This window comes from Sorangium sp. So ce296, assembly GCF_051529605.1.
Taxonomy (GTDB): domain Bacteria; phylum Myxococcota_A; class Polyangia; order Polyangiales; family Polyangiaceae; genus Sorangium; species Sorangium cellulosum_D.
On the sequence record NZ_CP150325.1, the window covers coordinates 14,517,949 to 14,536,317 of the forward strand.

General features: G+C 71.2%; 15 protein-coding genes and 1 pseudogene. 10 read left to right on the forward strand and 6 right to left on the reverse strand.

Features of this window, described 5'->3' with window-relative positions; all coding sequences use genetic code 11:
- Positions 1 to 545: 545 nt before the first annotated feature.
- Positions 546 to 1,382 carry a helix-turn-helix domain-containing protein gene (locus WME98_RS53610; protein WP_437949260.1) on the reverse strand — a complete coding sequence of 279 codons (837 nt, stop codon included), beginning with the start codon at positions 1,380 to 1,382 and terminating at the stop codon, positions 546 to 548.
- Between the two features lie 144 nt (positions 1,383 to 1,526).
- On the opposite strand from WME98_RS53610, the gene WME98_RS53615 reads away from it, so the two are divergent.
- The 6 genes from WME98_RS53615 (at position 1,527) to WME98_RS53640 (ending at position 6,466) form a co-directional block, all read left to right on the forward strand.
- Positions 1,527 to 2,390 (forward strand): SDR family oxidoreductase, encoded by an 864-nt coding sequence (locus WME98_RS53615; RefSeq protein ID WP_437949261.1) that lies wholly within the window; start codon positions 1,527 to 1,529, stop codon positions 2,388 to 2,390.
- A gap of 58 nt (positions 2,391 to 2,448) precedes the next feature.
- A complete protein-coding gene (locus WME98_RS53620; RefSeq protein ID WP_437331526.1) occupies positions 2,449 to 3,585 on the forward strand; it encodes a penicillin-binding transpeptidase domain-containing protein in 1,137 nt (378 codons plus the stop codon).
- 38 nt (positions 3,586 to 3,623) lie between these two features.
- Positions 3,624 to 4,256: an endonuclease III gene (gene nth / locus WME98_RS53625; RefSeq protein ID WP_061626106.1), complete on the forward strand. Its 633-nt coding sequence runs from the start codon at positions 3,624 to 3,626 to the stop codon at positions 4,254 to 4,256.
- Between the two features lie 7 nt (positions 4,257 to 4,263).
- Positions 4,264 to 4,947, forward strand: coding sequence for a uracil-DNA glycosylase (gene ung, locus WME98_RS53630; protein WP_437949262.1), 684 nt, complete (start codon positions 4,264 to 4,266; stop codon positions 4,945 to 4,947).
- Between the two features lie 7 nt (positions 4,948 to 4,954).
- Positions 4,955 to 5,719, forward strand: coding sequence for a YkgJ family cysteine cluster protein (locus tag WME98_RS53635; protein WP_437949263.1), 765 nt, complete (start codon positions 4,955 to 4,957; stop codon positions 5,717 to 5,719).
- A 129-nt stretch (positions 5,720 to 5,848) separates the two neighbouring features.
- Positions 5,849 to 6,466, forward strand: a complete 618-nt coding sequence (locus WME98_RS53640; protein WP_437949264.1) for a glutathione S-transferase family protein — start codon at positions 5,849 to 5,851, stop codon at positions 6,464 to 6,466.
- A gap of 1,100 nt (positions 6,467 to 7,566) precedes the next feature.
- Here WME98_RS53640 and WME98_RS53645 read toward each other — a convergent pair.
- The 4 genes and pseudogenes from WME98_RS53645 to WME98_RS53660 all read right to left on the reverse strand — a co-directional run bounded on the left by WME98_RS53645 (position 7,567) and on the right by WME98_RS53660 (position 11,926).
- Positions 7,567 to 7,857, reverse strand: a complete 291-nt coding sequence (locus WME98_RS53645) for a helix-turn-helix domain-containing protein (protein ID WP_437954144.1) — start codon at positions 7,855 to 7,857, stop codon at positions 7,567 to 7,569.
- Between the two features lie 168 nt (positions 7,858 to 8,025).
- Positions 8,026 to 8,880: pseudogene (locus WME98_RS53650) on the reverse strand (sigma 54-interacting transcriptional regulator); the annotation flags it as partial.
- Between the two features lie 60 nt (positions 8,881 to 8,940).
- A complete protein-coding gene (locus tag WME98_RS53655) occupies positions 8,941 to 10,770 on the reverse strand; it encodes a protein kinase domain-containing protein (RefSeq protein ID WP_437949265.1) in 1,830 nt (609 codons plus the stop codon).
- 262 nt (positions 10,771 to 11,032) lie between these two features.
- Positions 11,033 to 11,926, reverse strand: a complete 894-nt coding sequence (locus WME98_RS53660; RefSeq protein WP_437949266.1) for a phosphotransferase family protein — start codon at positions 11,924 to 11,926, stop codon at positions 11,033 to 11,035.
- Positions 11,927 to 12,110: 184 nt separating this feature from the next.
- Here WME98_RS53660 and WME98_RS53665 point away from each other — a divergent pair, with 184 nt between their 5' ends.
- From WME98_RS53665 to WME98_RS53675, 3 genes are all read left to right on the forward strand, one after another.
- Complete coding sequence (locus tag WME98_RS53665) at positions 12,111 to 13,043, forward strand: PP2C family protein-serine/threonine phosphatase (protein WP_437949267.1); 933 nt, start codon at positions 12,111 to 12,113, stop codon at positions 13,041 to 13,043.
- A gap of 238 nt (positions 13,044 to 13,281) precedes the next feature.
- Positions 13,282 to 14,127 carry an aldo/keto reductase gene (locus WME98_RS53670; RefSeq protein WP_437949268.1) on the forward strand — a complete coding sequence of 282 codons (846 nt, stop codon included), beginning with the start codon at positions 13,282 to 13,284 and terminating at the stop codon, positions 14,125 to 14,127.
- A 299-nt stretch (positions 14,128 to 14,426) separates the two neighbouring features.
- Positions 14,427 to 15,578 carry a hypothetical protein gene (locus tag WME98_RS53675; RefSeq protein ID WP_437949269.1) on the forward strand — a complete coding sequence of 384 codons (1,152 nt, stop codon included), beginning with the start codon at positions 14,427 to 14,429 and terminating at the stop codon, positions 15,576 to 15,578.
- A 186-nt stretch (positions 15,579 to 15,764) separates the two neighbouring features.
- Here WME98_RS53675 and WME98_RS53680 read toward each other — a convergent pair whose 3' ends face one another.
- Positions 15,765 to 16,952 carry a hypothetical protein gene (locus tag WME98_RS53680; RefSeq protein WP_437949270.1) on the reverse strand — a complete coding sequence of 396 codons (1,188 nt, stop codon included), beginning with the start codon at positions 16,950 to 16,952 and terminating at the stop codon, positions 15,765 to 15,767.
- A gap of 395 nt (positions 16,953 to 17,347) precedes the next feature.
- Here WME98_RS53680 and WME98_RS53685 point away from each other — a divergent pair, with 395 nt between their 5' ends.
- Positions 17,348 to 18,157, forward strand: coding sequence for a sulfotransferase family 2 domain-containing protein (locus WME98_RS53685; protein ID WP_437949271.1), 810 nt, complete (start codon positions 17,348 to 17,350; stop codon positions 18,155 to 18,157).
- The last annotated feature ends 212 nt before the right edge of the window (positions 18,158 to 18,369 follow it).

Genomic DNA, 18,369 nt, shown 5'->3' on the forward strand with positions numbered 1-18,369 from the left:
GCACGATTCGCGGCCACGCGGTGACGTTTTTGGGCACCTCGCCCCAGGCCTTCACGCTCCACAAAAGGGAGCGCTGCGCCCGAGGATGATCTCGGCGCACTCGGCACCAAACGCTCCGTGCGGCAGCGCCCTGCGTCGCTCGGAGCTCACCAGAACAGGATCGAGTACAGCGAGGTTGGTCCCGATTTGATGCTGAATGCGCACAGGACCATTTTTCAAATTAGTAAATGCTCACTTCGATTGTCCAGATCTTTTTTGTGGGTGAGCGTGTTCTTCGTTTCGCTCGTCTCGCTCGCCTCGCTCGCCTCGTTCGACGCTCGCGGTGACGACGGCGGCGGGCTCGGTTCGTCCGCCGCGCGGTGAACACGTGCTGGTTCAGGACGCGCACGCGGGGAGTCCCCGGACGTCCGTCGATTGTCACGGCGCTTTATCGCTCTGAACGGAAACTGCACCGGGCAAAGGAGCCGCCATGACGCCAATGCCTGCAGGGACGGGCACCGGGAAGATCGCGCTCGTGGTCCCGAGTGAACGGGGCAATCCCGGCGCTACGGCAGCGGGTGCTCGCCCGCACGGCCCGCGGGCAAAGCGATGGATCCGCACTGCCCCGCCCGAGGGAAACGGCGCTCCACGAAGCCCCGCGGCGTCACCCCGAGCAGCTCGCGGAACTCGGCATTCAGATGCGGCTGGTCGGAGAAGCCCAGCTCGACGGCGAGCTGCGCCCAGCTCGAGGTGCCGATCCTCGAAAGCACGCGCCGGAGGCGCGCGATGCGGGCATAGCGCTTGGGAGAGACGCCGATCTCGTCCTGGAAGATCCTCCGCAGCTGTCGCTCGCTCAGCCCGAGCCCTCGCGCCAGCGCGTGCACCCGCTCGGGCGGGAGGTCCGCCCCGCCATCGAGCAGCCGGGTGGCGCGGTCCAGGAGCCTCACGCGCGAGGCGTCGTCCACGGCGCGCTCGCCGCGCGCGCCCTCGAGGACGAGCTCTTCGAGCGCGCGGAGCACCCGGTCGATGTCGCCTTCCGCCGCGGCCAGCGCGCCGCGAGCTCGCGCGCCGCGCGCGCCCCACAGGTCCTCCAGGGCGACGGCGCGGTCGGCGAGCTCGTGGAGCGCGGCGCCCAGGAGCGGGCGAGCGCAGCCCGCACGGAGCCCCACGCGCACGAACAGCGGCTTCGACGAGCCTGCCTTGTACGTGGCCCGGGTGCTCGGACCGACGGCCATCAGCTCGCTCGCACCGGCGGACGGTCTGCAGAAGACGAGCGACGCACCCGTGTCCGGAAGGCGCGCCCACAGCGAGGTGTCGCCCGGCCGAGCCGCCACCACGATGCTCGACACATAAGGTCGCAGCCGCGCCGGAGGCAGCAAGACGCGCTCGAAGGGCACATCCATCGAGGCGAGATCCTACACGCCGGGATCGGGTGCCGCAACGCCACCGCGCTGTCCGATTTCTTCAAGATGCCGGCGCGCGCGCGCCGCAAGCTGACCTCTCGAAGGCACGCGAGACGCGTGGACCGTACGACGAGGGAAGCACAGATGATCCTGATAACCGGTGCCACCGGCACCATCGGCAGAGAGGTCGTGAGGCAACTGGTCGAGAGGGGCGCGCCGATCCGCGCCATGACGCGCGATCCAGCGCGCGCCGCGGCGCTCGGTCGCGAGGTGGAGCTGGTCCGCGGCGACTTCGACGATCCCGGCTCGCTGCGGGCCGCGCTCCGAGGGGTCGAGGCGCTGTTCTTGCTCAGCGCGCCCGGGCCGTCGATCTCGGCGCATGACGTGGCCACGGTCGATGCGGCGCAGAAGAGCGGCGTGAAGAGGCTGGTGAAGCTCTCGGCCTTCGGCGCCGACCTCCGATCGCGGGTCGGAGACTGGCACCGCGCCGGCGAGCACGCCGTGCGGACGTCGGGGCTCGCGTGGACCTTGCTCCGGCCCGTGGGGTTCGCGTCGAACGTGCTGCAGTGGGCGGCGGCCATCCGCGCGGGCGGCGCGGTGCCCATCTGGACCGGAGACGGCCGGCAAGGGATCATCGACCCAGGCGACGTGGCGGCCGTCGCCGTCGCGGCGCTGACGTCGGATCGGCACGACGGCAGGATTTATACGCTCACCGGCCCCGAGCTGCTGAATGCGCACGATCAGGTGGCGATCCTGGAGGGGGCGCTGGGGCGCTCCATCGAGACGACCGATGTTCCGCCGGACAGGGTGCGCGATCAGATGCTGGCCGCGGGCGCCGCGCGCGAGCTCGCGGACGCCGTCTTCGAGGGCGTCAGCTTCCTGCGCGAAGGCCGGGCCGCGACGCTGAGCGACGACGTCGAGGCGGTGCTCGGCCGCGAGCCGCGGCGCTTCGAGGCGTGGGTACGCGAGAACCTCGCGGCGTTCGGCGGCGCCTCGGGCGCGGCCTGACGGGGACGGCGCCGCGCGGAACTTGGCCCGCGCGCGCCCCCTCTGGCATCTGCTCCACGTGCGATCGCGTCTCTACCTCGCGCTCGCCGCCGCGGCCGCCCTGTGGATCGCGCCGGCGACGGCATCCCCGGCGCCGCCCGGCGTTCGCAAGCTCCACGTCGAGGGCGGCGCGGTCCACGCGGCGGTCGGCGCGTCGAGCAAGCAGGTGCGTCTCACGCTCGACCCCGATCTCCAGCGCGCCGCCGAGCGCCTCCTCGCCCGCTCCGGCGCGCCCGAGGGCGCCATCGTCGCCTCCGACGTCCGCACCGGCCGCATCCTCGTCTGGGCCAGCCGCGGCAAGCGCGACTACGTCGCGACCCCGCTCGCCCCGAGCGCGAGCCTCTTCAAGATCGTCACCGCCTCGGCGCTCCTCGAGGCCGGCAAGGTGAACGTCGCAACGCCCGTCTGCTACACGGGCGGCATGAGCGCGATCACCGCGCGCGACCTCCAGGGCCGCGGCGCCACCTGCACCGTCTTCGGCGAGGCGCTCGGCCGCAGCATTAACGGCGTCTTCGCCCGCCTCGCCGGCCAGCACCTCACGGCCGCCGACCTGCGCCGCAAGGCCCGCGATCTCGGCTTCGACGGCGAGGTCCCCATCGACGTCCCGGTCGCGCCGAGCACCGCCCAGATCCCGGACGACGCGCTCGGCCTGGCCCGCGCCGGCGCGGGCTTCTGGAGCGGCCGCCTCAGCCCGCTCGGCGCCCTGTTCGCGATGCAGACCATCGCCAACGACGGCGAGCGCGTCCGGCTCTCGCTGCTCGCGCCGCCGGGCGCGCAGGCCGGCGGCGACGCGGCCGCGCCGCGGAGCACCGACGGCCGCGGCCTCCGGCCCGAGGTCGCGCGCACCCTCCGCTCGATGCTCGAGGTCACCACCCGGCGGGGCACCTGCGCCAAGGCGTTCCGCAAGCCGGACGGCACGCGCGCCCTCGGCGCCATGCCCGTCGCCGCCAAGACCGGCACGCTGGTCGGCGGCAGCCCCTCGCGGATGTTCTCGTGGTTCGCGTCGTTCGCGCCGTCCGACCGCCCGGAGATCGCCGTCTCCGTGATGCTGGCCAACGACATCGCGTGGCGCACCAAGGCGAACCTCGTCGGCCGCGAGCTCCTCGAGATCTACTTCGGCCGCAAGCGCCCCGGCCCCGTCGCCCGGCGGCGCTGACGGACGGCGCCGGGCTGGGCTACCCTGCGGCGAGCCGCATGAACGCCCGAGACCGCATCCCCCCCCTCCTCCAACACCTGCGCGAGGCTTACCCCGACGCGCGCTACGAGCTCGACTGGGAGACGCCGCTCGACCTGCTCGTCGCGACCATCCTGGCCGCGCAATGCACGGACGAACGCGTCAACCGGGTGACCGCCACCCTCTTCAAGAAGTACACGACGGCGCAGGCGTACGCCGACGCCCCCACCGAGGTGCTCGAGGAGGAGCTCAAGCCGACCGGCTTCTACCGGCAGAAGACGAAGACCGTGAAGGCCGCGTGCCAGGCGCTCGTCGCGCGCTTCGGCGGCGAGGTGCCCGGGAACATGGCCGACCTCACGTCGCTGCCGGGCGTGGCCAGGAAGACGGCCAACGTCGTGCTCAACACGGCGTTCGGCCTCCCCTCCGGGATCATCGTCGACACCCACGTCGCCCGCCTCAGCGGCCGCATCGGCCTCTCGAAGCGCGAGAAGCCCGAGCAGATCGAGGAGGACCTCATGCGGCTCGTGCCGAAGGATCAATGGACCTTCTTCGGCCCTGCCATGGTCCTGCACGGCCGGTACACCTGCGTCGCCAGGAAGCCCAAGTGCGCGGAGTGCCGCATGAGCGATCTCTGCCCGAAGGAAGGGGTCTGAGCGAGAGATGAAGATCGATCTACCCGGCTCGTGGCAAAACGTCCTCGCGGAGGAGCTCGAGAAGCCCTATTTCCAGCAGCTGACGCGCTTCCTTTCGGCCGAGCGCGAGGCCCACCGGGTCTTCCCGGCCGAGGAGGACGTCTTCGCCGCGTTCAAGCTCACGCCGTACGAGCGCGTGCGCGTGCTGCTCCTCGGCCAGGACCCGTACCACGACGAGGGGCAGGCCCACGGGCTCTGCTTCTCCGTGCGACCGGGCGTCCCGCCGCCGCCGTCGCTCGCCAACATGTACAAGGAGGCGCTCGCCGATCTGCCGGACTTCAAGGTCCCGAGCCACGGCTGCCTCACCGCCTGGGCGAGCCAGGGCGTGCTGCTGCTGAACACCGTGCTCACCGTCCGCGCGCACACGCCGAACTCGCACAAGAACCAGGGCTGGGAGACGTTCACCGACGCCGTGATCCGGAAGGTCAACGACCGGCCCGATGGCGTCGTGTTCGTCCTCTGGGGCGGCCACGCGCAGAAGAAGGCGAAGCTCATCGACGCGCGCCGCCACACCGTCATCAAGGCGGCCCACCCCTCGCCGCTGTCGGCGAGGAGCGGCTTCTTCGGCAGCAAGCCGTTCTCGACCATCAACGCCGCCCTGCGCGCCCGCGGCGCCGGGGAGATCGACTGGCGCCTCCCGGAGCTCGAGTAGCGCCGCGATGCCCCGGCAGAAGCGCCCCCTGCCGCTCGCCCCCGGCACGCGGTACACCCCCGCCGTCCTCGAGGGCATCGCCGACGGGGAGCGCGCCGCGCTCTCGCTCTCGCTCGGCGAGCGCACCGAGGCCGGTGCCGTGGCGGCCGCGGCCGCGGCGCTCGCGCGCGCCGAGGCGCTGGAGGAGGCCGCGGTGGCCGCCGAGCCGCCCGCGCGGCCCATCGCCTGCCGGGCCGGTTGCTCGACCTGCTGCGTCAGCAAGGTGCTCGTGCTGGCGCCGGAGGTGCTGCGCATCGCGGCCCACCTGCGCGCCACCCGGACCGAGGCGGAGCTCGCCGCGCTCGCCGAGCGCGTGCGCGCCGCCGACGCCGCGACGCGCGGCCTCTCCCGGCTCGAGCGCGCCGAGGCCCGGGTCCCCTGCCCGCTCCTCGACGAGCGCGGCGCCTGCTCGGTCCACGCCGTCCGCCCGATCGTGTGCGCCGGCTGGAGCTCCCTCGACGCCGCGGCGTGCGAGCGCCACTTCGCCGCGCCCGCGGCCGTCCCCACGGCCCCGATGCACCGCCCGAGCTACGAGGTCGCGAACGCCGTGCTCGCCGGCCTGGGCTGGGCCGCGCGGGAGCAGGGCCTCGACGCCGCGCCGCTGGAGCTCATCGCCGCGCTGCGCATCGCGATCGAGCGCCCGAACGCCGGCGAGCGGTGGCTCGCGCGCCTGCCCGTCTTCGCCGCGGCCCGCGACGCCGAGTGGCAGGCGGACCGCCGGCGCGAGGCGTGATCGCGCGCCCCGCCGCGTCCCGGACCCCACCAGGACGGTTGGCAAGCCACGGAATCCGTCTACTCTGACGCGCCGCGGAGGCCGCCGTCCGCCGGCGCCTCTCGACAGGACACAGGACAAGGAGGATCCATGAAGGTCTACGGACATCCCATGAGCACGTGTACGCGCAAGGTGCTGACCGTGCTCGCCGAGAAGGGTCACGAGGCGCAGGTCGTGGTCATCGACCTGGGGAAGGGCGAGCAGAAGCAGCCCGAGCACCTCGCGCGCAACCCCTTCGGCGTGATCCCGGTGCTCGAGGACGAGGACTTCAAGCTCTACGAGTCGCGGGCGATCATCCGGTACCTCGACCAGAAGCTCCCGGGCCCCTCGCTCACGCCGACCGAGCTCAGGGCGAAGGCGCTCATGGATCAGTGGCTCAGCGTGGAGCAGTCTTATGTCTCCGGGCCCGCCATCAAGATCCTCTACCAGCGCGTCCTGCTCCCGATGCGCGGCCAGCAGGGCGACGAGTCCCTCGTCGCGTCGGCCAAGGCCGAGCTCGCGAAGGCGCTCGACATCGTCGACAAGGCGCTGGCCGGCCAGGAGTACCTCGCGGGCTCGACCTACTCGCTGGCCGACATCTCGTGGATGCCGTACATGCAGTGTCTCGCGTTCACGAAGGTCGACGACCTCATCAACGACCGGCCGAACGTCGCGGCCTGGTGGAAGCGCGTCAGCACGCGTCCCGCCTGGGTGAAGGTCTCGTCCTGATCGCCGCGGCCCTGCCCTGAACGGGCGGGCCGCCCTCCGCGCCGGCGCGCCGCGGTGGCCCGCGCCGGGGATGCCCGCGTGGGCTGCTCGCCGGAGCGGGCCCGAAGCTGCTGCGGCGGCCGGCCGCCCTCGCCTTCCTTCAGCCCATCGTCGGCGTCTTCCTTCGCGCAGGAGAGCGAGCAGCAGCCGGCAACCGCGCTCGCCACAGCGCAAGCGCCCAGCGCGGCGACGAGGCCGCACGTCGTCACGACGCCCGCGGCGAACGAGGACCGACGTGCGCCGGCCCAGAGCGCGCGCGTCGCCCTCCACCACGCTCCGAGGACCGCGCCAGCCACGACGATCACGAGCAGCGCTGCCCCTCCGATGACGCCCGCGCCGCGAATCGGGCTCGGCACCGTGATGACGCCCGCGTACGCGAGCGGCAGAAGGACGAGATCGACGCTCAGTAGCACGCACCCCACGCCGACGAAGGGATGCCGGAAGAACCACGGGGCGCGCGGGATCCACGCTCTCGCGACGGCACTCGAACGGCGTTGCCAGACCTCGACGAGCTTGCCTGCCAGCGCCATCCCAGAGGTGAAGGCGAGCGCGACGCGCGTGAAATCGATGCCGGCATCGACGACGCGCGGCTCGATGCCTCCCGTCGCGCCGAGAAGGCCTGCGCCAGCAACGGCCAAGACAGCAGCCCAGGCGACCAGGACGAGCAGCATGACCGGCGCCGCGATCAGGAACGACAAGACCGCAAGGGCCACCGTCGCGAGCACAGCCTGCCCATGGCTCGAGACGGAACCCGGTACGCAAGAAGGCGACACTGAACCAGCTGAGGTGGGGGCCATCGTGTCGACCGAATGCAACTCGCCGGCCAGTGTCTCGCGGAAGGCACCGGCACGCGCAGCGTTCGATCGACGCAGGACCCCAGCCAGGCTCCTCGACCGCGAGGTGATCGCGTTCAGAGCATGTGGTCTTGCCGGTGATCGCGATCAGATCGAGTCAACTCGACCTCGCTGCCCAGGTCACGCGCCGGGCGTGCATGCCGCCTCCCGTAGCGGCCGCGCGTGGCGGAGTACCATCGGTCTTCACCTGCTCTACGGCCGCGCCGCTCATCGCTTCCGCGAGCGCCGCTCGCCGGCCTCCTGCTGGATGACCTTGAGCCGCCGGAGCAGCTGACCTCGGGAGAGCCCAAGGCGCTTCGCGGCTTGAACCTGGTTGCCACCGCAAGCGCCGAGCGCCTCCAGGATCGCCTCCCGCGTCGGCGGCGGCGCTGCGGCCGCCGCCGCGCGCACGCCGAGTACCTGCTCCACGATCGAGAGCTTGAGCCCCGTCGCCGGATCTGCCGCCGCGACCAGGCGGCTCATGCCCCGCACGTTCTCGGGCCAGTCGTGGAGCATCATGAGCTCCACCGCCTCGACATCCACCCGCACGCGAGCCAGATCCAACGGCCCGTGCGAGCGCTCCCAGAGCGCCCGCAAGATCGCGAATACATCCTCCGGCCGCTCCCGGAGCGGCGGCAGCGCGATGCGCACGGGAAACCGCGCCAACAGGTCGAGACGAAACCTCCCCTGCTGGACCGCCTCCTCAAGCAGGCGGTTGGTCGCCGCGATGATGGCGATATCGACGGGCACCGGCGCCGTCGCGCCCACCGCGAGAACCTCCCGGTTCTCGAGGACCCGCAGCAGCTTGGGCTGCAGCTCGATCGGCAGCTCCCCGATCTCGTCGAGGAACACCGCCCCTCCGGCGCTCGCTCGCAGCAGCCCGAGGTTTCTCGCGTCGCTCCCCGAGAACGCCCCGCGTTCCCAGCCGAAGAGCTGCCCCTCGAAGACGCTCGCGACGATGCCTGCCACGTTGACGCGCGTGAAAGGCGCCTTCGAGCGCCCGAGCGCCTGCACGACCGCCTCGGCGAGCATCTCCTTGCCCGTACCGCTCTCCCCCGTGATGAGCACGTTGCCCACGGGCCGCCTGGCAAGCCCGTCGAGCTCTGCGCGCGCAGCGCCGAGCCCCCACGGCCCCGCGAGGCCGCCGATCGCGGGCTCCGGCTCGGATCGACCGGCATATGTCGCGCGATAAACGAGCAGGGTTTCGCCCGCGCGCAGGACGGACCCATCCTCGAGCGGCACCGGCTCGCGCGGTGGGAGCCGGTGGCCGTCGAGCCATGTCCCGTTGCGCGAGCCCACATCCTCGACCTGGAGCTGCCCTCCCGCCCGCGTCAGGCGAAGGTGGTTGGACGAGACCTTCGTGTCATTGAGCCCCGCCGCCGCGAGCCACGCTCGCCCCGCGGAGACTCCAGGGGACGGCAGCGGGACGAGGACGTTGGCAGGAAAAGCGGCGAGCAGCGCTGGCGCGCCCCGAGCCCCGCGTGTGCCGGTCGGGGGCCGGTGCTCGTCGGTCGGCACATCGCGCGGCGGGCCGGTGGTCATCGCACCCTCCTCATGGTATCGCCGTCGCAGCTCCTTAGCGAGCCCGCCGTGCGCCCGTGCTCATTCGGCATCCAACGCGACGGCGATCCGCACAGACGCGCTGGCCTTCTGCCCCACGTACAGCAGCAAGCCTTGACACAGCACGCCGCTCTTCAGCCAGTCGTGATTGGCCGCGACGCGCCCCTCCGAAAGCGACATCCCCGCCTCCATGACCCGGACCACGATCTCACCGCGCACCAGCTCGGTCGTCGTGACTTGCAGTCGCTCGGGTTGCCTCCGGGCTGTCGGGTCCTGCGTGAACGGGACGCAGATTTCCTCCCCCGTGGACTTGCGGTGCACGCATGCCTCTGCGGCCGGGTGGGTCCTGGCCATGTCCTCGCTGAAGCTGCTTTCGCCCTCCGGCCGCCGGGCTACCCCCGTGAGCCGCAGCGACCAGGTACGCTCAGGCAAGGGGACGTCCTCGCACGGCGCCGGCAGGCAGGTCATCCCCTTGGAAAGGCAGTCTCCCTGCTTTCTGCAGCACGGCGTCACATCAGGCGGCTTCAGCGGCGTGACCTGGAGCGGATCGGGCTGCACGGAGGCAACGCCCGGCGCAGCAGGCGGGATCATGGGCACCCCCTCGTCGGCCTCTGGATCCGAAGATTTTGCGAGCATCGCAGCGCCAGCAGAGGCAGCAACCCCGAGCGCCAGCCCCAACGCCAGAAGGAGCGTGGATTGCCCCACCTTGCCGGGCGACCGCGGCTCGGAGGGCGGCTCCGGGCGCACCGGGCGCAGGCTCGGTGCGGGAATGGGGGTCACGGCAGACCGCCGCAGCCCAGCCGTGGAAGGCGCCGGTGAGAGCGTCGGGGCGGAGGGCCGCAGCGCCGCAGAGGGCAGCGAGGTCATCGGCGTGGTGCGGGGCGAGTCGCTCGATCGCCGTCCGTCCCAGGAAGCTCGTCCAGGCTGCACCTGGAGCTCCGTCGGGCCAAGGTGCGGATCCGTCGCGCTCGCGCCCGGCGGCGCAATGCGCAGCCGCCCCGGGCTCGCCGCCGCCGCCGCCTCGATCTTTTGCAGGAGCGCCGCGCCATGGGCCAGCCGCCGCCGCGGCTGGATCTCAAGGCACGCGCGGATCACCTCGGCCCAGAGAGCGTCCGGCACCTGGGGCGGCCAGGGGCGATGTCCTTGCTCCGCCGCGACATAGGCATCGACAAACGCCTCGACCGGCGCGTCCGGAGAGAGCCCGGTCGGATGTGCTCCGCAGAGCAGCTCGCACGCGAGCACCCCGAACGCGAACACGTCGCGGGTGAAGCCCTCGCGCGGCGGGAGCCAGAGCCCAGGCGCGAGCAGCTCGGGCGACAGGTACGCAACGGTGCCGATGACCGCGCCCGTGGCCGTCAGCGGCCTCGGGTTCCCGGCGGGCGCGGCGATCCCGAAGTCGATGAGCCGCACGCTCCCGGGCGCATCCGTTGTACCCCAGAACGCATCCGTGACGAGCACGTTGGCCGGCTTCAGATCGCGATGCAAGAGGCCGAGACCATGCACATGCGCCAGCGCGGTCGCGATCTGGGCCAGCACGGCACCGCGTTGACCGAGCGACATCCGCGCCGCCGCGTCCGTGAGCGACTGGCCTTGCACGAAGTCGAAGACCAGCCCCACAATGCCGTCCGCAGGCGCTTCAAAGAGGGCGCGGCAGGGGATCAGCGCCGGATGCACGGCGCCGGCGACGGCTCTTGCCTCCCGCCGGGCCCGTTCCGCGGCTCCCGCCTCGAGGCCGCCGAGAAAGAACAGCTTGAGGGCGCGCAGGCTCCCGTCGAGCGGATCGTGGACCTTCCAGACGGCGCCCTGTCCTCCTCGGCCGAGAGGTTCGATCAGGGTGTAGCGGTCGACGCGCACGCCGGGGTGGAGCTGCACGGGTCCATAGTTACCGCAGCGGTCTGGCCAACAGAAGGGGTGATCCCGAGCTGGCAGCGGGAGACCTCGCCGGCGGATCCTCTCTGGTCCGGTCCTCTTAGGATTCCGCCCGGACCACATCACGCGAGAGGTCGCCCAGCCTGCGCATCGAACGATCTCCCTTCGTGGGATCCGCCTCGGCCTCCCTTCGTGGGATCCGCCTCGGCTTGACTTGGGCATAGCTGCCCGGGTGTCAGGCAGCTGTGCCCACGTCGAGCCCGGCTCAACGCTCCTGTTGAATGGTTTGTAGAATCCGGCCGCGGACTTCCACGGCCCGGCGCGAGCTCGGCTCCACCCCATCGAGCAGCCCCACCAGGTTGAACAGGTCGAAGGCCGCGGCCCAGCGCTCGAAGTCGTGGGCGAGCGGCGCATGCGCGCGGTACGCGCCCGCGAACGCCGCCACGAACTCGGCCCCTGGCCCCCAGCGCAGGAGCTGCCCGACGTCCATCAACCTCGGTCCGGCGTACGCGAACTCCCAATCGAGCACGAGGAGCTCGCCCGACGGGAGCCAGTGCAGGTTGGAGGCCTTGAAGTCTCCATGCAGGAGCACGGGGGCCGACGCGCGCTCGCGGAGCGCCCCGTCGCGCGCGTCGAGAAAGGCGCTCACGCGCTCGCCGAGCTCGCCGCGCAGGGCTGGAGCCAGCCTGTCGAGGACCGAGGCGACGTAGCTCCGAAGCGCGCCCACGCAGTCGGCGAACGGCGCGGCGACGGCGAGATCCGGCCCGAGGAAGCCCGCGCTGTCGAAGCCGACGCCGTGGATCTCCGCGAGCGCGCGCCCGGCCGCGGCGCCGCACGCCGCGGTGTCCTGGAGGGGCCCGTGGGCGACGCGCTCGAGCAGGAGAAAATCGTCGCCCGCCGACAGGACCGCCGGGACGCGGAACGACCTCCAGCCCCGCGCGAGCAGGCTGGCCTCCTTCGACGCCGCGCCCGGATCTCGCCGGTACACGCGCAGCACACGGTCGGCGCCGAGGCGCACGTTCACGTTGGCGAGCCCGCCGGCGAGCACCTCCACCTCGCCGGAGAACGGCCCGATGCGCCGCTCGATCTCGGCGCGATCCAGGGTCTGGACGTGCGCGGCGCGCTCCCACGCGCGCTCGGGGTTGCGGACGAGCCTCATGCGCCACTCATGCACGAAGCGCGCGGCGCGTCGAGCGCGCGCCGGCGATCCGGCCGCCCAGCGCGAACGTGGCGCCCGCAGCGCTCGCCGACGGCCGCTCCACGCCCGCGCAACGGCCCGCCGCGGCGGCCTCACGGGCGCCGGCGCCCTCCCTCGGACGCCGCCCTCGGAGTACGCTACGCGCATGCCCGTGTACCGCTCGTTCGCCATCGAGCACGCCGCGTCGGTCGCCGCGGCGGCCCGGACCGACGTGGGGCTCAGCCGCGAGCACAACGAGGACACCTTCCTCATCAGCGACCTCGCGCGCGGGCTCGCCCACGGGCCCGCGGCGGCCCAGGCGTCGGCGGAGCCGCCGCTCGCCCTAGCGCTCGGCGTCTACGACGGCTCGGGCGGCGCGTCGTCCCCCGACGCGGCGAGCCGGCTCGCCGCGCGCACGGTCCACGCCGCCCTCGCCCGAACCGCGCCGCGCTCGAGCGACGCGCTCGAGCGCGGCCTGCTCGCGGCGCTCGGCGAGGCCGGGCGCGCCGTCCGCGACAACGCCCGGAGGAGCCCGCAGCACCGGAGCAGCGGCACCACCGCCACCGTCGCCGCGCTCTGCGACGAGCGCCTGTTGCTCGCGCAGGTCGGCGACAGCCGCGCTTACCTCCTCCGTCGCGGCGCCCTCACGCAGGTGACCCGCGACCAGACCCTGGTCCAGTCGCTGCTCGAGAGCGGCAAGCTCCGGCCCGACGAGGCCGCCACCTTCGAGCACCGGGGCGTGATGCTCCAGGCCCTCGGGCTGCGCGAGCGCCTCAGCATCGCGCTCTCCGCCGTGGAGCTCCGCCGCGGGGATGCCCTGCTGCTCTGCACCGACGGTCTGAGCGACCTCATCGACGACCGGCACATCGCCGCCGCGCTCGACGCCCACCCCGATCCGGCAGAGGCGGCAAGCGCCCTGATCGGCGCCGCGCTCGCCGCCGGCGGACGCGACAACGTGACGGTGCTGGTCGCGCGGTTCGACGGCCCATGGCTCGCCCCGCCGGACGGCGACGGTTCCCTGGAAATCATCGAAATCTCTCGATTCTCCGAGGGGCCTACCCGCCGCTACGACGGCCCGCCGACCTCGGGCGGGACGTGAGCGCGACGGGCGCGCGGCGGGCAATCGGCACAGCCGCTCATCGCCTGTCCGGGCCATCCTCGAGCGAGGAATTTTTCACGACAGGGCGACATCGCCGACAGCCGGCCTCGGCCCGATCGGACCGCGCTCGGGCTTGCCTTCCGCGGTGATTTCAGCGATCCCACTCGGACGGGGCTCGCCTCGGCGAGGGGGGGAGCCGCATGCTGTCTTTCGGGACGGAGCGGAGGATCATCGTTCTATGGAGCAGCGCACACTCGGTTCTACGGGCGTCAAGATTCCGGTCGTCGGACAGGGCACCTGGCAGATGGAGGCGGACGACGAGGCGGGCTGCGTCGACGCCATCCGGCGGGGGCTCGACGCGGGCATGACGCACATCGACACGGCCGAGATGTACGGCTCGGGCGAGGTCGAGACGCTCGTGGGAAAGGCGATCGAGGGGCGCCGCGACGAGGTGTTCCTCGTCTCCAAGGTATTGCCCAGCAACGCGAGCTACTCCGGCACCATCGCCGCGTGCGAGCGCAGCCTGGAGCGGCTCCGCACCGACCGGCTCGACCTCTATCTCCTCCACTGGCCCGGGTCGCACCCGCTCGAGGAGACCTTCCGCGCCTTCAAGGACCTGAGGGGCCAGGGCAAGATCCGGTATTTCGGCGTCAGCAACTTCGACCAGGCGGAGCTCTCGAGGGCCATCGCGATCGCCGGCGTGAACGAGATCGCGTGCAATCAGGTGCTCTATCACCTGCTCGAGCGGGCGGTCGAGCACCGGGTGCTGCCGCTCTGCGAGCGGCACGGCATCGCGGTCGTCGCCTACAGCCCCTTTGGCTCGGGCCGGTTCCCGGCGCCGGACGGCACGGCGGGCAGGGTGCTCGCGTCGATCGCCGCCGCCCACGGCGTGACCCCGCGGCAGGTCGCGCTGCGCTTCCTGCTGCGCCGCCAGCCGGTCTTCGTGATCCCGAAGGCGGCGAGCGCCGCGCACGCGCTCGACAACGCGGCCGCGGGTGATCTGCGCCTCACCAGCGAGGACGTCGCCCGCCTGGAGACGGCGTTCCCGCTCGGGCGCGACCGCGGCGTGCTGCCGACGCTCTGAGGGATCGAGTCCGCGCCGGCGGCGGGTCGGAAGAGAAGAGAGAGTTGACATTGAAAATGTGAACGCTCACAATGCGTGCCTCACCGCGACCGCGGCGAGCGGAGATCCAGCGAGGCGATGGCCATGTCGGAGCTGGATTTTCCGGCCATCAAGCAGCCTGCTCGGCATCGCGCGCCAGCACCCAGCGGCGGAGCGTGCGCGGGTGCGCGCGGTGAAACATCAAACGGAAACGACCTCACGCGGAGGGCGCGCCTCGTGGAACGCTGCCGGTGAGGGCGAGATCGCGCCTGGGAATTCCGATGACCAACCAACCCACGTTCGCTCGAATCACATTTGTCGCGGCACTGGTCGGCTCTTACGCCCTGTCGGGTTGCAGCGGTGACGGGGATCACGGCACGGGCGCGTCGGGCAACACGCCTCAAGCCGGGACGGGCGGGGCCGCCGTCTCAGGCAGCGGCGGCGGTGCCACGACCGGCGCGTCCACGGGAGGTGCTTCGGCGAGCGCGGGAGGTGAAGGAGGCGGCGCCACGGGCGGTGGGGCGCCCAGCGGCGGAACGACGGCGGCCGGCGGCGAGGCCGGCGCTGGAGGCGCGACGGGGACGGGCGGCCACGACGAATTCGAGCCGGTGACCATCTCGTTCGGGACCACGCTCGATCCGCGCGCTGTGGTGCTCGAGGCGCGAGCGCTCGCCACGTCCGTCGCCGATCCAGGCTCGCCGCAGTGGCGCGCCAAAGGCGACCAGCGCAGGACCTATCGCTTTCCAGCCGCCGGCGCCGACGTTCCTTACCGCGTCTGCGTCCCGAATCGCTGGGACGGCACGTCGGAGCTGCCCCTCGTGATGTTCTTGCACGGCGCTGGGAACGACGAGAGCTCGTACCTGGATCAGAACAACAAGCAGATGGTGACGCTGGCCGACCAGCATGGCGTGCTGCTGGTCTCGCCGCTCGGCTACAACGGCGCGTACGGTAACTTCCTGCGGCTGCCGGCCGTGTTCGGGCAGCCCGAAGAGGCGGAGAAGCTCCTGGCCATGGTCACGCCCGAGCGCGTGCGCGATCAGGAGCTCAGCGAGAAGGACGTCATCAACGTCCTGGAGCTGGTGCTGAACGAGTATCCGATCGATCGCAGCGCGATGTTCCTCACCGGACACTCGATGGGGAGCGGCGGCACCTGGTACATCGGCGGCAAATACGCCGACTACTGGACGGCTCTGGCGCCCATGTCCGGACCCTTCGTCCAGGAGTCGGGCTATCCTTGGGGCCGGCTGCGCGATATGCCCATCTTCGTGACGGAAGGGACCCGCGGCACGCCTTCCCTGACGGGCAGCCACGAGCTGCGCGACTGGATGACGGCTGGCGGCTACGCGATCACGTACAAGGAAGTCGACGCGGACCACGCAGGAATGGTCCCGCTCGTGCTGCCCGACGTCTTCGACTTCTTCGACCGCCCGTAGCCTCCGCGCTCGTCGCGCGCCTTCGTCGCTCGGAGCCGCGGCAGAGCTCGACCTCGGGCGGGCGGCAAGCGCGCCGCCGGGGCTCGAGTGCCGACGCTTCAAGCTGCACCAACCCACGGCGCGACGGCATCCGCGCAGATCCGCCGGGGGAACGCCCAGCTCATCGCGGCGCTCCCCCTGGCGAGCTCACCGCGGCGGTGGAGGGGCCTGCGGCGAACGAGGCGGCGGCGGGGCAGCTTTCGCGTTGGGCGGCGCGGCGGGCTCCTCGGGCGGCTCGTTCGTGGCGACGTACGCGAACGTCAGCAGCAGGTTGTTCTGGATCTGGAACAGATCAACGAGCTGTGGCTGCCGGATGGCCTTGAATTGGTAGTCGAGCGACGCCCAGTCGATGAGCTTGAAAGACAGATGCCCAAAGATCTCCACGTTGGTCAGGTCGGCCGCCCCGGGCTGCTCGCCCATCGTCGGATCGATCATCGCGAGCTCGGCCGGCGTGAGATCGGTGTGCACGAGCGGCGCCATCACCTCGACCCCTACCCGGTAGGTCACCCGCTTCTTCGCCAGACCGCCCCAGACCCCCGCAACGAGCTCGACACCGAGCTGGTTGAAGTTCGACAGCTCTCGCACCTCCACGACCGTCGGCGTCCTGACGGGGTTGTCGTTGACGACGAGCTGCTTGGCGCCGATCGTCTCGCGCACTCCGACGCCCAAGCGTGTCTCGACGTTGAGGATCCGGCTTGTCACCGGGCGCGCGAACGCGCCGGCCGACTCCTTGAAGAGCGTCGGCCGGAACGGATCCGAGAGCCGTAGTCGGTTCAGCCGATCAGCGGCGCCGCCCACGGTGTCCACGCGCCCGTCATGCCGGGTGATCGCATAGGAGAAACCGGCGGGCCGCACATCGACCCCCGCGAAGACGGAGCTTTGGACCGAGAGTCGCCCGAATACGCCAGCCCAGTCGATGATATGATAGAGGTAAACCGATTCGGCCATGAGGCTGTCCGCGGACTTGACGAACTCAGGGACGATCGGCGTGCGGGTGGCGCCCTCGCCGAGGGAGAACAGGCTGCGAAACTCGTGACCTTCGTGGTTATACTCGGCGCTGCCGTCGAGCTGGAGCCCGACCGTGACCGCGGCGCCGGTCGGTTGCCCGACCACGTTCTGGTTATCGCTGAAGTTGGCGTTCGCGCCGGCGCTGACCTTCCAGACCCAACCCTCTATCCGCTTGCTCGCCTCCTTGGCTTCCGCGAGGAACCTGGCCCTTGGCCCCTCGGCCTTCGGCCCTTTGCCCTTCGGCGGCGGCTCCGCCGCGGCGACGCGCGCGAGCAGGCACATGGAGATGAACAGCGATATCACAGGAGCAGAGAGGGCTCGAATCATTCCAGGTCACCATCCTCCGCGCGCATGGAACCGCAGGACCTGCGGCTGTGTCAACTCGCCAGCTGGCGCCCAGGCGCGGCCCTCCGCGACCACAGGGCGCGCGTGTGCACGCAGAGCGCACTCTGCGCCCCCATGTCGTCCCCTCGGCTCGCCTCCCGCCGCCGCGCCCGCTGGCTCTCCGCCGGGAGCGCTGTCGGCAGCGAGGTGCGCCGCCTGGGCCGGCTCATCCGCGGTGCCGACAGTGACCAGGCCGGGTGACGGGAGGATGACGCCTGCGCCGCCGGCCCCTCACCTCAACAATGTCTTGATTCCCAATCCATGCCATGTTAGTGGCGCCACAAATCCAGGCGCGCCGCTGCCCATGCGGGCGCGTCGGCAGCAGACGAGGAGATGCTTTGTTCATTTCTCATAAATACAAGGCGATTTTCGTCCACATTCAACGAACGGGGGGCAATTCGATTCAGAAGATATTCGAGGAGTTCGATCCGGATCTCATCGAGACGGTGCCGGTCGACCCGTCCAAGAATCGAACGAAGCACTGCTACATCTCGGACATCAAGGCTGCTGTCGACGAGACCGTTTTCAACAGCTACACGAAGTTCTGCGTCGTGAGGAACCCTTTCGACCGCATGGTGTCGTGGTACTCTCATTTTAAGGACAGAGGGAACGATGAGGACGCGCGCATCAGGTTGAACCAGGGCGACAGGACGCTGCGCATGTACTACCGCGGCCTGGCGATCTTCGGGCGGAACAGCGAGATCTCGGCGACCTACACGCGGCTATGGCTGAAGCTCTTCCAGATGTTCAGGCGGTTCGAGCCGGGCAGCGCGGAAGAGGTCGCCGTTCGATTCTCCGCGATCGGGGAGCGCGTGATGAGCGAGGTCAACAAGAACGCGTCCAACTTCGAAGAGTTCGTGATGCTCCCGCGAGACCACCAGGGCGGATTGTTCGAGAGGTTCTTCGTCGATCAGGCGGAGTATGCCTCGTGCGACGGCAAGCTAGTCATGGACAGGATCCTGAAGCTCGAGAACCTCTCCCAGGACTTCGAGGCGATGGCCAAGGACATTGGCTTCGCGGGCAGGCTCCCCCACGTGAACCGATCGAGCCGCAAACCACGCTATCAGGAATATTACAACGAGAAGACGAGGAGTATCATCTCCGAGAGGTTCAGGCGAGACCTCGAGTGCTTCGGCTATAGCTTCTGAGCTCGGCCGACGGTTCGCTCGGTGCTCGCGGGAGCCCCGCCTCTCCGACCAGGGCGCCTCGATCGGAGGAGCTCCCGGCCCGCGTGGCCCGGCAGCTCCTCGCCCCCGGGGCGGCCTGCCCCCGCCGGTGCAGAAGGCGCGCCGCCGGGCCGGACGAGATGCACGTTCCGCCCACGGATTGGGGCTAGCACGCTGCCTCGGGGAGCGTGTAC

Excerpts from the sequence above, each read along its gene's own strand:
- WME98_RS53665 (WP_437949267.1), top strand. The coding sequence starts at position 12,111 with ATGCCCGTGTACCGCTCGTTCGCCATCGAGCACGCCGCGTCGGTCGCC.
- WME98_RS53610 (WP_437949260.1), bottom strand. The coding sequence starts at position 1,382 with ATGGATGTGCCCTTCGAGCGCGTCTTGCTGCCTCCGGCGCGGCTGCGA.
- nth (WP_061626106.1), top strand. The coding sequence starts at position 3,624 with ATGAACGCCCGAGACCGCATCCCCCCCCTCCTCCAACACCTGCGCGAG.
- WME98_RS53640 (WP_437949264.1), top strand. The coding sequence starts at position 5,849 with ATGAAGGTCTACGGACATCCCATGAGCACGTGTACGCGCAAGGTGCTG.
- ung (WP_437949262.1), top strand. The coding sequence starts at position 4,264 with ATGAAGATCGATCTACCCGGCTCGTGGCAAAACGTCCTCGCGGAGGAG.
- WME98_RS53680 (WP_437949270.1), bottom strand. The coding sequence starts at position 16,952 with ATGATTCGAGCCCTCTCTGCTCCTGTGATATCGCTGTTCATCTCCATG.
- WME98_RS53645 (WP_437954144.1), bottom strand. The coding sequence starts at position 7,857 with ATGATGCTCCACGACTGGCCCGAGAACGTGCGGGGCATGAGCCGCCTG.
- WME98_RS53635 (WP_437949263.1), top strand. The coding sequence starts at position 4,955 with ATGCCCCGGCAGAAGCGCCCCCTGCCGCTCGCCCCCGGCACGCGGTAC.
- WME98_RS53670 (WP_437949268.1), top strand. The coding sequence starts at position 13,282 with ATGGAGCAGCGCACACTCGGTTCTACGGGCGTCAAGATTCCGGTCGTC.
- WME98_RS53615 (WP_437949261.1), top strand. The coding sequence starts at position 1,527 with ATGATCCTGATAACCGGTGCCACCGGCACCATCGGCAGAGAGGTCGTG.
- WME98_RS53660 (WP_437949266.1), bottom strand. The coding sequence starts at position 11,926 with ATGAGGCTCGTCCGCAACCCCGAGCGCGCGTGGGAGCGCGCCGCGCAC.
- WME98_RS53675 (WP_437949269.1), top strand. The coding sequence starts at position 14,427 with ATGACCAACCAACCCACGTTCGCTCGAATCACATTTGTCGCGGCACTG.